This is a genomic window from Janthinobacterium sp. SUN100 (assembly GCF_030397705.1).
Classification (GTDB): Bacteria; Pseudomonadota; Gammaproteobacteria; order Burkholderiales; family Burkholderiaceae_D; genus Janthinobacterium; species Janthinobacterium kumbetense.
Genome location: NZ_JAPUBU010000008.1, coordinates 79,916 through 94,586 on the forward strand (window position 1 = coordinate 79,916; position 14,671 = coordinate 94,586).

At 60.7% G+C, this 14,671-nt stretch carries 11 protein-coding genes; 5 read left to right on the plus strand and 6 right to left on the minus strand.

The window, feature by feature from the left end; translation table 11 throughout:
- Positions 1-128 precede the first annotated feature (128 nt).
- Positions 129-977 (plus strand): hypothetical protein, encoded by an 849-nt coding sequence (locus tag O0881_RS28420; RefSeq protein WP_099666128.1) that lies wholly within the window; start codon positions 129-131, stop codon positions 975-977.
- 6 nt (positions 978-983) lie between these two features.
- Here the strand turns inward: O0881_RS28420 and O0881_RS28425 are convergent, their stop codons facing one another.
- A complete protein-coding gene (locus O0881_RS28425; protein ID WP_289914020.1) occupies positions 984-1,493 on the minus strand; it encodes a GNAT family N-acetyltransferase in 510 nt (169 codons plus the stop codon).
- 257 nt (positions 1,494-1,750) lie between these two features.
- Between O0881_RS28425 and O0881_RS28430 the strand changes: the two genes are divergently transcribed.
- Positions 1,751-2,668, plus strand: coding sequence for an ABC transporter ATP-binding protein (locus tag O0881_RS28430; RefSeq protein WP_289914021.1), 918 nt, complete (start codon positions 1,751-1,753; stop codon positions 2,666-2,668).
- A 10-nt stretch (positions 2,669-2,678) separates the two neighbouring features.
- A complete protein-coding gene (locus O0881_RS28435) occupies positions 2,679-6,260 on the plus strand; it encodes a M1 family aminopeptidase (RefSeq protein ID WP_289914022.1) in 3,582 nt (1,193 codons plus the stop codon).
- Positions 6,261-6,348: 88 nt separating this feature from the next.
- Here O0881_RS28435 and O0881_RS28440 read toward each other — a convergent pair whose 3' ends face one another.
- Positions 6,349-6,849, minus strand: a complete 501-nt coding sequence (locus O0881_RS28440; RefSeq protein WP_289914023.1) for a hypothetical protein — start codon at positions 6,847-6,849, stop codon at positions 6,349-6,351.
- Positions 6,850-7,017: 168 nt separating this feature from the next.
- Here O0881_RS28440 and O0881_RS28445 point away from each other — a divergent pair, with 168 nt between their 5' ends.
- Complete coding sequence (locus tag O0881_RS28445; RefSeq protein ID WP_289906964.1) at positions 7,018-7,434, plus strand: hypothetical protein; 417 nt, start codon at positions 7,018-7,020, stop codon at positions 7,432-7,434.
- A 98-nt stretch (positions 7,435-7,532) separates the two neighbouring features.
- On the opposite strand, the gene O0881_RS28450 is transcribed toward O0881_RS28445, so the two are convergent.
- The 4 genes from O0881_RS28450 to ssb form a co-directional block, all read right to left on the minus strand.
- The gene (locus O0881_RS28450; RefSeq protein ID WP_289914024.1) at positions 7,533-8,774 is read right to left on the minus strand and encodes a glycosyltransferase family 39 protein; all 1,242 of its coding nucleotides are present in this window, start codon (positions 8,772-8,774) and stop codon (positions 7,533-7,535) included.
- The gene (locus O0881_RS28455) at positions 8,774-9,139 is read right to left on the minus strand and encodes a hypothetical protein (protein ID WP_289914025.1); all 366 of its coding nucleotides are present in this window, start codon (positions 9,137-9,139) and stop codon (positions 8,774-8,776) included. The genes O0881_RS28450 and O0881_RS28455 overlap by 1 nt, the downstream gene beginning before the upstream one ends.
- Positions 9,136-10,611 carry a UbiA family prenyltransferase gene (locus O0881_RS28460; RefSeq protein WP_289914026.1) on the minus strand — a complete coding sequence of 492 codons (1,476 nt, stop codon included), beginning with the start codon at positions 10,609-10,611 and terminating at the stop codon, positions 9,136-9,138. Before O0881_RS28460 ends, O0881_RS28455 begins: the two co-directional genes overlap by 4 nt.
- A 216-nt stretch (positions 10,612-10,827) precedes the next feature.
- Positions 10,828-11,337, minus strand: coding sequence for a single-stranded DNA-binding protein (ssb, locus tag O0881_RS28465; RefSeq protein ID WP_034781209.1), 510 nt, complete (start codon positions 11,335-11,337; stop codon positions 10,828-10,830).
- A gap of 381 nt (positions 11,338-11,718) precedes the next feature.
- Between ssb and uvrA the strand changes: the two genes are divergently transcribed.
- Positions 11,719-14,568, plus strand: coding sequence for an excinuclease ABC subunit UvrA (gene uvrA, locus O0881_RS28470; RefSeq protein ID WP_289914027.1), 2,850 nt, complete (start codon positions 11,719-11,721; stop codon positions 14,566-14,568).
- Positions 14,569-14,671: the final 103 nt, after the last annotated feature.

The following is a 14,671-nucleotide window of genomic DNA, read 5'->3' on the forward strand; positions in this document are numbered from 1 at the left end:
CGGGAATTTGCGTCGTGCGGCTACGTGATCCAAAAGTAACAATTGCTACCATTTCCTCATTGCATTACCGCATCACGCCAGCCGCCCCGACGTCGCGGCCCGTTCACTTTATTTTGAGGAGTAGCCCCATGTTTGCCACGCCCGTTCCCGCCCGCCTGACCCCGCCACGTTTGCGCCATCTTGCCTTGCGCAGCACCATGATGCTGGGCGTGCTGGGTGTCGCCACGGCCGCCGCCACGGCGCGGGCGGAACCGTCGCCCGCGCTGGATCGCGTCAGCATCTCGGTGGGGGCGTTTTCCGCCGATCCGCGCATCAATATCGGCGCCGACACGCAGTTTGGCCGCATCGATGCGCCCGAATCGAAGCAAAGCCACACGACCATCCCCCGCATCAAGGCGGACTTGCTGATCGGCGACCGCCATGGCCTGGCATTCGACTACTACCGCTACGACAAATCCTACACGCCAAGCCTGACAGGCGACACCATCATCAATGGCCAGCCCGTCACGGGCACGGCCACGGCGAATGCCGATTTAAAACTGGACCTGGCCAAGCTGGCCTATAAATGGTGGCTGGGCAGCGGCAACGATACCTTCGGCATCGGCCTGGGCGCCGCCTACTACCACGCCAGCCTGAATGGCACGGCCACCGGCATCGTCAATGGCGAGACGGCCACGGCGCGCGATTCCATCGGCGAGCACGCGTTCGCGCCGCTGCTGGAAGTGGGCTGGCGCCACGCGTTTACACCGGACTTGCGCATGTATGCGGAAGCGTCGGGCATCAAGAAAAACGGCGGGCGCATCAACGGCCACATCTACGGCGGCAATATCGGCGTGGAATGGTTTCCGTTCAAAAATATCGGTTTCGTGGCCGACTACGGCATTTCGAAAATCAAGCTGCACCGCGACAGCGAACGCGATGCCGACCTGAACGTGCGCCTGACGGGGCCATCGGCGTATGTGAAAGTGCGCTTCTAAACGCGCTCAAGCCGCCGGTTTCAGCAAGGTCAGCTGGAACTGCGGCAAGGCAGGGTCGTCATACGCCTCGACCCTGGCAAACGGCAGACGCGCAAACGCGTGACGCCAGAACGCGCAGGCAGCGGCATCGTCGCGAAACGTCGCCACCAGCCACGTCTGCGCGCTGTCCAGCAGCACCCTGCGCAGCACTTCCAGCGCCACGCCCCGGCGCCGGTATTTCTTCAGGATAAAAAAGTCGCTGAATTCCTGCACCGGCAGCTCACCCGCCATACCAGGTTCCGTGAGGAAAAAGCCAGCCAGTTCGCCATCGACCTCGATCCAGCTGGCCGTGTGGCCGGCTGCGTGCACATACGACGCCAGCCCCGCGTCGCACACGTCATAGCGGCCATCGGCCAGCAGCGCCTCGCCGCTCCAGGCGGAATTGTCATAGCAGTACAGTTGAAACAGCTGCGCCAATGCGCCCTCTTCGCCCGGGGCAATGGCGCGCAACGCGATGACCTTGTTTATTGCATGCATGAAGAGCTTTCCCGCACGATGGCGTCCATCCAGTCCGCGATCTTATCACCGTCACTCACCCCCGCCCTCCCGCATTTCATGCCTGCATTTCCTCCCTTGGTCGCAAAATCATTAATTTTCTTCCAATTGGTTATATATTATTGTTTTTAAGTAACATCCGCCATCGCGGTTGACGAAAAACAAGGGTGATCCCCTTCCACAGACCGGCAGACACGCATCTGCCGGCTTTCATACCCAAGCTCTGGAGAGTGCTGCACATGCTATCGATCAAACAGCTGAACAAAACGTATGCGAATGGCGTCAAGGCCATCAACAATGTCAGCCTGGAGATTCCCAACGGAATGTTCGGCTTGCTGGGGCCTAACGGCGCGGGCAAGTCCTCGCTGATGCGCACCATTGCGACATTGCAAGATCCCGATAGCGGCAGCATCCATTTCGATGGCGTCGATGTGCTGCAGGACAAGGCCGGCCTGCGCCGCCAGCTCGGCTATCTGCCGCAGGATTTCGGCGTGTATCCGAAGGTCAGCGCGGAAACCCTGCTCAACCACTTTGCCGTCTTGAAAGGCTTGACGGAGAAGGGGCCGCGCAAGGAAGCCGTGGAAGCCCTGTTGCAGCAAACCAATCTGTGGGAAGCGCGCAAGCGCAACCTGGGCACGTATTCGGGCGGCATGCGCCAGCGCTTCGGCATCGCCCAGGCGCTGCTGGGCGCGCCGCGCCTGGTGATCGTCGATGAGCCGACGGCCGGCCTGGACCCGGACGAACGCAACCGTTTCCTGAACCTGCTGGCGAAGATCGGCGAGCAGGTGGTGGTGATCCTGTCGACCCACATCGTCGACGACGTGACGGACCTGTGCCCGCGCATGGCCATGATCGTCAAGGGGCAAGTGCTGGTGCAAGGCGAGCCGCAGGCGGCCATCGACACCCTGCTCGGCAAGGTGTGGCGCCGCAGCGTCGGCATGGACGAGCTGGCGCAGTACCAGCAGTCGCACAATGTGCTGTCGACGCGCCTGGTGGGCGGCAAGCCGCAAATCAATGTGTATGCCGACAGCCAGCCCGACAGCGGCTTCGTGCAGATCGCCCCGGACCTGGAAGACGTGTACTTCTTGCATGTGCGCAACGCTGCCCGCAACGGCGCCGCCGTTCCCGCTGCGGCACCGTCCGCCGTCGCGGCGTAAGGAGCGCGCCATGTGGAAGGAATTTTTCAAGTTTGACCTCGGCTATCAGCTGAAACAGCCGCTGCTGTGGGTATTTGCCGTCATCCTGGCCTTGCTGGCCTTTGGCGCCAGCAGCAGCGATTCGATCCAGATCGGCGGCGCCATCGGCAACATCAACCGCAATGCGCCCACCGTGGTGGCGCAGCTGTTGACGATGTTCAGCCTGCTGTCGATGTTGCTCATCACCATCTTCATCGCCGGCGCCGTGCTGCGCGACAGCGAAGTGGGCATGGCCGACATGCTGTTCGCCACGCCCATGCGGAAATGGGATTACCTGTTCGGCCGCTTCGCCGCCGGCTTTGTCGCCTGCCTGGTCATCTTCGCCTGCATCGCCTTCGGCACCATGCTCGGCCCCCTCATGCCCTGGGTCGATGCGCAGCGCGTGGGCGCGTTCCCGCTGCAGGCGTATGTGTGGAGCTTCGCCGTGATGGTGATCCCCAACCTGCTCTTCATCGGCGCCCTGCTGATGCTGCTGGCGGCCACCACGCGCTCGATGATGCTGGTCTACGTGGGCGTGCTGGGCTTTTTCGTGCTGTGGGGCACGGCCGGCGCCTTTACGCGCGACATCAACAACGAATGGATCGCCGTCCTGCTCGATCCGTTCGGCATGCGCGCCCTGGGCCGCATGACGCGCTACTTCACGTCCGCCGAAGCGAACGCGGGGCTGCCGCCGTTTGCCGGCTTCCTGCTGGCCAACCGCCTGCTGTGGCTGAGTATCACGGCGATGCTGTTCGCCGCCACCGTGATCCTGTTCAAGCCGCAGCGCGCGGGGACGGGAAAACGCCTGTTCGGCAAGCACAAGGCCGAAACGGGTGGCCCCGCCGTCACGGCGCCGCGGGACCTGCCGCGCAGCATCCCCACCTTGACGGCCGCGACAGCCTGGCGCCAGTGGTGGCAAATCCTGCGCTTCGACGCCGTCGGCGTCTTCAAGAGCCTGCCCTTCCTCGTCATGCTGCTGTTCGGCATGATCAACCTGATCGCTGCCGCGAATGTCGGCAAGAATATGTATGGCACGGCCGTGTATCCGATGACACATTTGCTGTTACAGCAGATCAGCAACAGCTTCAGCTTCCTCCTGATCATCATCGTCACCTTCTATGCGGGCGAACTGATCTTCAAGGAACGGCAAGCGCGGATCGCCGACGTCAGCGACGCCATGCCCGTGCCCGACTGGGTTCCCCTGCTGGCCAAATGCACGGCCCTGATCGGCGTCATCGCCGGCTACCTGCTGGCGGGCGTCCTCACGGCCATCGGCTTCCAGCTCGTCAAGGGCGGCGCGCCCGTGGAACCGGGGCTGTACCTGAAAGGCACCCTGCTGGGCGCCCTCTTCTTCGTGCTGATGGGCTTGTGCACCCTCACCCTGCAAGTGTTGTCGAATAACAAGTTCATCGGCTACCTGCTGGTGATCCTGCTGATGGTGGCGCAAGCCGTGCAGGGCATGCTGCACTTCGAACACAATCTGTACGCGTTTGGCGGCACGCCGGCCATCCCGTATTCGGACATGAATGGCTATGGCCACTTCTTGACGGGCTGGGCCTGGTTCGCGCTGTACTGGAGCCTGTTTACCGTGGCCCTCGTCATGCTGGCGCAGGCGTTCTGGGTGCGCGGCCTGCCGAACGGCTGGCGCGCGCGCGGGGGCCTGGCCCGCCAGCGCCTGCAAGGCCGTGCAGGCGCCGCGCTGGCCATGGTGCTGCTGTGCTGGGCAAGCACGGGCGGCTGGATCTTCTACAACACGAACGTGCTGAACAAGTACGAGACGTCGAACATCCGCATGGACAAGCAGGCGCGCTACGAAAAACTGTACCAGCGCTACCAGCACTTGCCCCAGCCGAAGATCACGGATGTCCAGGCCGATGTGGATATCTATCCTGAGCAACGTAAAGTCTTGATCAAGGGCCATTATGTGCTGCAAAACAAGACGGCGCAGCCGCTCGATACCCTGCGCATCCAGCTCGACCCGCAACTGAAGACGACGTGGTTGAACTTGCCCGCGCACAAGGTCGCACTCGACGACAAGGAGCTCGGTTTCAGCATCCTCAAGCTGGCGCAAGCGCTGGCGCCCGGCGCCACCCTGCCGCTGGACTTCACGGTGGCCGTCACGCACCAGGGTTTCACCAACAGCGGCGCGCCGGACCAGGTCAACCTGAACGGCAGCTTCTTCAACAACCAGGCTTATTTTCCCCACTTCGGCTATGCGAAGGAAATGGAATTGCTTGACCGCAATGAACGCCGCAAGCGGGGCCTGGGCGAACCGCAGCGCATGGCCAAGCTGGAAGACACGTCCGCGTATGGCAACACGGTGCTGGGCGGCGATGCCGACTGGATCCATTTCGACACGACGGTGTCCACCAGCGGCGAGCAGATCGCCCTGGCGCCCGGCTATCTGCAAGGCAGCTGGGAAAAGGATGGGCGCCGCTATTACCGCTACAAGATGGACCAGCCGATGCTGCCGTTCTTTGCCTACCTGTCGGCGCGCTGGGAAGTCAAGAAAGGTGCGTGGCGCGGCTTGCCGATCGAAATTTATTTCGACAAGAAACACGGCTACAACACGGATCGCATGATCACGTCCGTGCAAAAGTCGCTCGACTATTACAGCACCGAGTTTACGCCCTACCAGCACAAGCAGGTGCGCATCCTGGAATTCCCCGGCTACCAGAGCTTCGCCCAGTCGTTTGCCAATACGATTCCGTATTCGGAAGGCATCGGCTTCATCGCCGACCTGCGCAACAAGGAAGACATCGACTATGTGTTCTACGTCACGGCGCATGAAATGGCGCATCAGTGGTGGGGCCACCAGGTGATCGGCGCCAATGTGCAGGGCGCCAGCATGCTGATGGAATCGCTGGCGCAATACTCGGCGCTGATGGTGATGGAAAAGGAATACGGCCGCGACAAGATGCGCCGCTTCCTGCGCTATGAACTGGACCGCTATCTGAGCGGACGCGGCGGCGAAGCCATCGAGGAATTGCCGCTGGCGCGTGTTGAGGGACAGCAATACATCCACTACAACAAGGGCAGCCTGGTGTTCTACCGCCTGCGCGATGAGCTCGGCGAAGCCGCCCTGAACCGCGCCCTGAAACGCTATCTGCAGGACAAGGGTTACCAGCAGGCACCGTTCACCACGTCGTCGGAATTGCTGGCCTACATCCGCGCCGAAGCACCGCAGGACAAGCAAGCCCTGATCACGGACCTGTTCGAGAAGATCGTGTTCTACGACAACCGCGTCACCCAAGCGACGGCCGTCAAGCGCCCGGATGGCCAGTGGGATGTCACCATGCAATTGCACCTGGCCAAGCTGGAGTCCGACGGCAAGGGCAAGGAAAGCCCGCGCGCCTACGATGAACCGGTGGAGATCGCCATCTTCGCGCGCGCGCCGGGCGCCGGGGAAAAAGACGAAAAAGTCTTGTTCACCGACAAGCGCACGTTGTCCGGCAGCGACCCCGTGGTCACCATCACGGTGAAGGAAAAACCATTTGAAGTGGGTGTCGATCCGTACAACAAGATGATCGACCGGGTCTCGCGCGATAACCGCAAGGAAGTCAGCGTGAATTAAGGCTGCAACGGAACCTTGATGCAACGCAAACAGGCCGCCCTATCCGTGATAGCGCGGCCTGTTTTTTTACGGCGGGCCCGGTACTTTTTCAGGCCAGAAAAAAGATCTGGCGCAGCGCACAGCCCACCTGTACCACACAGAACACCATGGCAAGGAGCAATAGTCCCAGATGGATTTTTAAAAAGATATCCAGTCGTTCCCGGCCGGCCACGGGCGGCACGGCGGCCGTTTTAAAACGCAGCCCTTTTCCGGCCAGTAGCAATAACACTATGCTGACTGGAAAAGATTGCAGAAAAATACGTCCTGGATACAAAGTCCACGCCAGTCCGATCAGGATGGAAATCAATGCCAACACATCGCACAAGAGAAATAGATATTTTCTTTTTTGAAAATTCGCCAGCGATGCAAGCAGCCATCCCTTTTCCTTGCCGAATATGCGCTCCAGAACCAGCCATTGCGAACCTGATGAATCGACAGCTATATGCATTGCAAGATTTTTCTTCAATTGAGCCAGTGACATTATCTTCGCACCAATAGCCGCAATATACGCACAGCATATTGCGGCCACGTTACGAGCAGCGGTATCCATCAAGCGGGCATGTTCAACCCGCCATTATCTGTCCGCTTATGCCGAACAATAGGAATTATAGGCATACATCACGCCGGCGCCAATCAAGATGCCGCCACCGCGCGCCTGGCGTAAGATGGACGGTATCGTCGGCGAGTGCGCCGGCACCACGTTCAAGGGGAATTGCCTATGCTGCATCGTCACCTGCCCATCCGCGCCAGCCTGCTGCTGGCGGCCCTCGTTTTCACGGCGCCCGCCTGGAGCGCCGATGCTGTCCACAAGGAAACAGTAGAGCTAACGGCAGGCAAGGCTGCGCTCAGCGTGAAAGGCAAGATCAAGGGCTATGCCACGGCCGAATACACGCTGGCAGGCAAGGCGGGCCAGACTCTCGGCGTCAAGCTCAAGACCAATCAACCGTCGAATTATTTCAACCTCCGTCAAGCCGGGCAGGAGGACGCCCTGTTCATCGGCTCGAGCGGCGGCAACAGTTACGAGGCAACGCTGCCGGCCGATGGCGAGTACACGGTGCAAGTGTATTTGATGCGCAATGCGGCGCGCAGGAATGCCGTGGCCAGCTACAGCCTGGAGATGCGGCTGCGCAATTGAGTCTCCGCGGCCATGACAGCGCAAGAAGCGCGTTCGCCACCACATGCTCCCCATGTTACGGCAAGAGGCCAATGAGATGCGGGAGCGCCGCCCCTGTCTTATCTGGCCGGATGCACTGCCTGGCGTCGGGCGGCCACGAGCGATTCCAGCACCAGGCCCGTCATCACGGCCAGGACCGGCATCATGGGCTCACGGTATCGGAAGATCACGTAAAACAGCATGTGAACGCCCGTGTAGCACGCAAGCGCCAGCCAGAGCAGGGCGACCTGCCGATTCCTGAGCCTTGGCATCAGCACAGTCCCGATAGCACCGGCAATCAGGAGCAGGAACTGTATCGCCCACAGCAGACGCACAAGCTTTTCTGCCGACGACTGGTTGCCTTTTCCCGCATGCAGGGGAGGCGCCCAGAAGTACGCCGCTTTTTTCGCTGCCAATGCCAGGAACGCTGCCGGGTGGGCCTTCGCCCAGGAAATGGCCTCCTGTTTCAAGGTCTCGGAAGCCTGGACTTCCCCCGTTTTTCGAAGGGCATCCCAGGTAGGGCCGCGTGGAGTTTCCGAGATGGAAATGAACATGCCTGTCGCGGCGGGATTGTTACCCAAATACAGATTGAAGCCGCCATTGGTATTCAAGACAGGGGCGCCTATCACTTGCATGTTCCGGAGCAGCCATGGGCTGGAAATCACCAGCGCCGCTGACAGCGCGAGCATGGCCAGGCTTGCCCGCCGGGCCGTCGATGCGGGAGACAGCAGCAACGCCCATGCAAGGACTGCAAGCAGTGACAAGGCGGCATTGCCCGTCAATGCCAACAGACCGAAGAGTACTCCGCACCCGGTCGCCACGCTCTTCGAGGGCTGGCGTGCCAATCTCAGCGCACACCACATGACACCCAGCATCAAGGGAATCATCAGGTTTTCCTTCGCCAGGTAGATCCCGTAGATGCCGCCTGGCAGATAGAGCGCCCAGGCAGCTGCGGCGATGAGGCGCCCCGACCGGCCTGCGCCAGCCTCTCTGGCCACCAGGTAGCACAGCACGATTGCCGCGCCTCCCAGGCACATGTTCACCAGGCGAACCGCCAGGAGATCGTTGCCAAAGAGGAAAAAGACAGGCGCGAGTATCAACAGGGGATAGCCCACGTTATACATCGCGCGGTTGCCCATGCTGTCGACGATGCCATTCCCGCCAAGCAAGTTGAGCGCCATGCTCCTATAGGCAAGTTCATCGCCTTCCGGCACATGCTGGAAGCCCGCAATCGCCGCCGCCCTCAGGGCAAGACCGATGCCGGCGATGATTGCCAGCCACAGCCAATCTCGCTGTTGTTGGGCATCATGCTTGTCATTCATCAACTCCTCCCCACCAAAAACACCCCCGCACAAATCAGCGCCACGCCCATCACACGGGACAGGCTGACCTGCTCGCCCAGCAGGCAGGCGATTGGCAGGGTGAGCACGAATCCCAGGCCTGCCAGGGGATAGGCCTTGCTCACTTCCCATTGCGACAGTACGCCTAGCCAGGCCACCGCCCCCAGGCCGTACAGGAGGAATCCCCCCAGCACATACTTGTCCGTGAGGATATGCATGAGGGTCATGAAGGACTTGGGCTGCGCCATCATCGCCTGCACCCCGTCACCGGACATGCCGGTCTTCAATGAGAACTGCGCCATGACGGATAGCGCAATGCTCAGGATGGCAATGCAGAACGTGTTCATGGGTAAGTACCCAACACCAGAAAATGCGCGCCCAGCATGACGGCCACCATGGCGCAGACGGTCATGCGGCTGCCGTGGTCCTTGAGGGCGTAGATCACCGGGTCATCGTGCATTTCACCTCGGGAAGTTTTCACCCACAGGCGCGCAAGCCAGTAAATCAATCCCAGGGCAACCAGCCACAGCATCTGCGGGGTGCCATAGCGCCCCTGCGTTTCCGGCGCACTGATGAACAGTCCGAACACCACCACGGCGGAGAGGGCCGCCCCGCCCCCCAAGGGCCACAACACGGCCAGGTCGCTCACCCGGTAATCCCGTCCACGCGTGGCTGCCTTGCCATTTCCCTCCAGGGTGACCAGCTCCGCACAGCGCTTCACCAGGGCGAGGCTGAGGAACATGAAGACCGAGAAAGCCAGCAACCAGGAACTCGTGGCAGTGCCAATGGCAACGGAACCGGCCAGGATCCGCAAGGTATACAGCAAGGACAGCATGAGCACGTCGATCAGCACGTATTCCTTGAGCACCCAGCTATACGCGCTGGTCAGCACCAGGTAAAGCACGAGCATCAGGAGAAAGGCATTCGACACGGACCAGGCCAGAACGAGGGCCAGGAGCAAGGCCCCCGCGGCCACGACCAAGCCCTTCAGAATCGGCAGGCGGCCGCTGGCAAAAGGGCGAAGCCGCTTGCGGGGGTGCGCCCTGTCGCTTTCCAGGTCCCACAGGTCGTTGACCATGTAGGTGGCGGAGGCCGCCAAGGAGAACGCCAGGAAAGCCACGGCCATGGTGCTCATCTTGCCCAGGTCGAGGAAGGAGAATGCCGTCAGCAGAGGCACGAACAGCAGCAGATTCTTTAACCACTGGTGGACACGCAAGGCTTTGAGCCACACGCCAAGTCCGCCGCTCGCTCCCGGAAACTCGCGTTCGATCGGGACGTGCCGCCGCACGGCTTGGGCCGTATTCCAGGCGACATCCACCAGCACCGCCGCCTCGGCGGCTTGCCAGATGGGAATATCTGCCTTGCTGTCGCCGGCATACACAAAGCATGGCCCGACTTGCTCCCGGATGGCTTGCAGCTTGGCCTTGCCCTTGAGGTTGCGACCGTCCTGCGTCGCCAGCACCTTGTCGAACAGGCCCAGGTGCCCGGCCACGTTGCGGGCAATCGAATGGTGGGCCGCCGTCGCCAGGACAATCATGCGGCCCTTGCGCTTTTCCTCGCACAGGTAATCCAGCAGGCACGCGCGGTAAGGGAGGTGTTCGCCCGAGATGCCGGCACGCGCCGCAATGGCTTCCTTGAAGCCCGCCCGCCCTCGCATGAGCCAGAACGGCATGCGGAGCACATTGAGCGGGGATCGCTTCACCACCTGGATGACGGATTCCAGCAGGGTATCGGTTGGCGTCAGCGTGCCGTCAAGATCGACAACCAGGGGCGCTTTGGTCGAAATAGCCACCATTTTCTCCCGATTCTGGTGTGGCATGGCAGATGGAGTGCTGAAAACAGTGATTAAATTATAGGGGGAGCCACGATGGCGATAACCAACATATATCAAGGAAGGGAGCGGTTATCTGCTTGAGCTGAACGCCCGTAGCACCTGAAAGAGACCCGCAAAAAAAGAGACCCGCAACAACAAATAAAAACGCCTCGCAAATCCAGGATTTGCGAGGCGTTATGCAGCAACGAGCCGTAGTGCGTCTTAGAACGGAATATCGTCATCCATGTCCGAGAAGTTCGGCGCCGGCTTCGGTGCCGGACGTGGCGCCGGGGCTGGTGCCGGACGCGGGGCCGGTGCCTGGCGTGGGGCCGGGGCTTCGTAGCCGCCGCCACCGCCGTAGCTGTCATCGCCACCGCCGGCGTCGCCGCCCATGCCGGAACGGCCGCCCAGCATTTGCATCTGTTCCGCGATGATGTCGGTTGCGTACTTCTCGACGCCGTCCTTGTCCGTGTATTTACGGGTTTGCAGGCGGCCTTCCACGTAGACGGACGAACCTTTTTTCAGGTATTGGCCGACGATTTCCGCCAGGCGGCCGAAGAACGAGATACGGTGCCACTCTGTCAATTCTTTTTGTTCGCCCGTGTTGCGGTCCTTCGATTTGTACGAAGTGGCCACGGCGATGTTGGCGATCGCGTCGCCGCTAGGCATGTAGCGGATTTCCGGGTCACGGCCCAGATTGCCGACGATGATGACTTTGTTGACTGATGCCATGAATAACTCCTGATGAACTGCAGCGGGAGCCGGTGTCCCGCGCGTTAGTTTAGTGTACTAAACGAGGATTATAAGCGACCACGCGGCGCAAAGCACCCGCTTTCTGGCGGACGCCCTCTCCCGTGCGGCAGCACGTTTTTTTCACGGCAGGTGAAAACAAGAAACTTGAATACTGGTATTATATACAGTGTTTAAACGTCTGCACGCATCTGTATCAAACTTTGTCAGGGCACGTTCGCCTGGCGGCGCAATCCGCCCATGGCTGCCTCAGGCATGCAGAGCAAAACCCGGCTATAGTAACAGGTTGACCCGTTGTGGCTCCTCATCTGCACCCAGGCACAATGCGCCGGCCGCACCACTCACTGAAAGCAAGGCAATCACATGGAACAGATCCGCATTCGCGGCGCTCGCACGCATAACCTCAAGAATATCAATCTCGATTTGCCGCGCAATAAGCTGATCGTGATTACCGGCTTGTCCGGCTCCGGCAAGTCTTCGCTGGCCTTCGACACCCTGTACGCGGAAGGCCAGCGCCGCTATGTCGAGTCGCTGTCGGCGTATGCGCGCCAGTTCCTGCAGCTGATGGAAAAACCGGACGTCGACCTGATCGAGGGATTATCTCCCGCCATCTCCATCGAACAGAAGGCAACTTCGCACAACCCGCGCTCGACGGTGGGCACCGTGACGGAAATCCACGATTATTTGCGCCTGCTGTATGCGCGCGTGGGTACGCCCTACTGCCCCGATCATCCGGAAAACGCGCTGGCCGCCCAGTCCGTGTCGCAAATGGTCGACGCCGTGCTGGCCATGCCGGAAGACACCAAGCTGATGATCCTGGCGCCCGTCGTCGCCAACCGCAAGGGCGAACACGTCGACCTGTTCGAGCAGATGCAGGCGCAGGGCTTCGTGCGTTTCCGCGTGCAGAGCGGCACGCACGCGGCCAAGATCTATGAAGTCGATGACCTCCCGAAATTAAAGAAAACGGAAAAACACACGATCGACGTCGTCATCGACCGCGTCAAGGTGAACCAGGAGATCAAGCAACGCCTGGCAGAAAGTTTCGAGACGGCCCTGCGCCTGGCCGACGGCCGCGCCATTGCCTACGAAATGGATACGGCCCAGGAACATGTGTACTCCAACAAGTTCGCCTGCAATGTGTGTGGCTATTCCCTGCAGGAACTGGAACCGCGGTTGTTCTCGTTCAACAACCCCATGGGTGCCTGCCCCGAATGCGACGGCCTGGGACACATTGAATTCTTTGACCCGAAACGCATCGTCGCGTTCCCGAACCTGTCGCTCGCCTCGGGCGCCGTCAAGGGCTGGGACCGCCGCAACCAGTTTTACTTCCAGATGCTGTCGAACCTGGCCGCGTATTACGAGTTCGACCTGGACATGCCGTTCGAACAGCTGGCACTGAATGCCCAGCAAGCCGTGCTGCACGGTTCCGGCAAGCAAGTGATTCCATTTACCTATGTCAACGAACGGGGCCGCACCGTCATCAAGGAACACACGTTCGAAGGCGTGGTCAACAATCTGCAGCGCCGCTACCGCGAAACGGATTCGATGGCCGTCAAGGAAGAGCTGGCCAAGTTCATCAATGAAAAATGCTGCCCCTCATGCGATGGCGCGCGCCTGCGCGTGGAAGCGCGCTTCGTCAAGGTCGGCACGGGCAAGCAGCAGCGCGCCATCTATGAAGTGGCGGAAAAACCGCTGCGCGAGACGCTGGAATTCTTTGAAAAGCTGAAACTGACGGGCGCCAAGAAAGAGATCGCCGACCGCGTGGTCAAGGAAATCATTTCTCGCCTGAAATTCCTCAACAATGTGGGCCTCGATTACCTGTCGCTGGACCGCAGCGCCGACACGCTGTCCGGCGGCGAAGCACAACGCATCCGCCTGGCGTCGCAGATCGGCTCCGGTTTGACGGGCGTCATGTATGTGCTCGATGAACCGTCGATCGGCTTGCATCAGCGCGATAATGACCGCTTGATCGAAACCTTGAAACACTTGCGCGACATCGGCAACAGCGTGCTGGTGGTCGAGCATGACGAAGACGCCATCCGCACGGCCGACTATATCGTCGACATGGGCATCGGCGCGGGTGTGCACGGCGGCGAAATCATCGCCGAAGGCACCTTGCCCGAGATCTTGAAGAACAAGAAATCGCTGACGGCGCAGTATTTGAACGGCAAGCTGAAAATCGCCGTGCCGGCCAAGCGCCACGCCAGCAATCCGGAAAAGCAGTTGCTCATTACTGGCGCGACGGGCAACAACCTGAAGAAAGTGTCGCTGAGCTTGCCGGTGGGCTTGATGACGTGCGTCACGGGCGTGTCCGGCTCGGGCAAGTCGTCGCTCGTCAACGATACCTTGTATCCGGCCCTGTCGCGCCATTTGTACGGTTCGCAGACGGAACCGGCGCCGCACGACTCGATCAGCGGCCTGGAACACTTCGACAAGGTCATTTCCGTCGACCAGGCACCGATCGGCCGCACGCCGCGCTCGAATCCCGCCACCTACACGGGCTTGTTTACGCCGATCCGCGACCTGTTCTCCACCGTGCCGACGGCCAAGGAACGCGGTTACAGCGCGGGCCGCTTCTCGTTCAACGTGAAGGGCGGACGCTGCGAAGCGTGCCAGGGCGATGGCGTCATCAAGGTCGAGATGCATTTCTTGCCCGACGTCTACGTGCCATGCGACGTGTGCCACGGCAAGCGCTACAACCGCGAAACGCTGGAAGTGCAATACAAGGGCAAGAACATCACGGAAGTGCTGGGCATGACGGTGGAAGAGGCGCATGAATTCTTCAAACCGGTCCCCTTGATCGCGCGCAAACTGCAAACCCTGCTCGACGTGGGCCTGGGCTACATCAAGCTGGGGCAAAGCGCCACCACCCTGTCCGGAGGCGAGGCGCAGCGCGTGAAACTGTCGCTGGAATTGTCCAAGCGCGACACGGGCCGCACCCTGTACATCCTCGATGAACCGACGACGGGCTTGCACTTCCACGACATCGACTTGCTGCTCAAAGTCATCCACCGCCTGCGCGACCAGGGCAACACCCTCGTCATCATCGAGCACAACCTGGACGTCATCAAGACGGCCGACTGGATCGTCGACCTGGGCCCGGAAGGCGGCGCCGGCGGCGGACAGATCATCGCCACGGGCACGCCGGAAGACGTGGCCCTGAATCCGGCCAGCGTGACAGGTAAATACCTGAGGCCGCTGCTCAAGCAGTAATGACGCCAGCGCAATAAAAAACGGCGCGGATTGCTCATGCAATCCGCGCCGTTTCTCTTTTTGCTAGCACCCCAGTCATTGCCGGCGTGTCATTTATCTCACG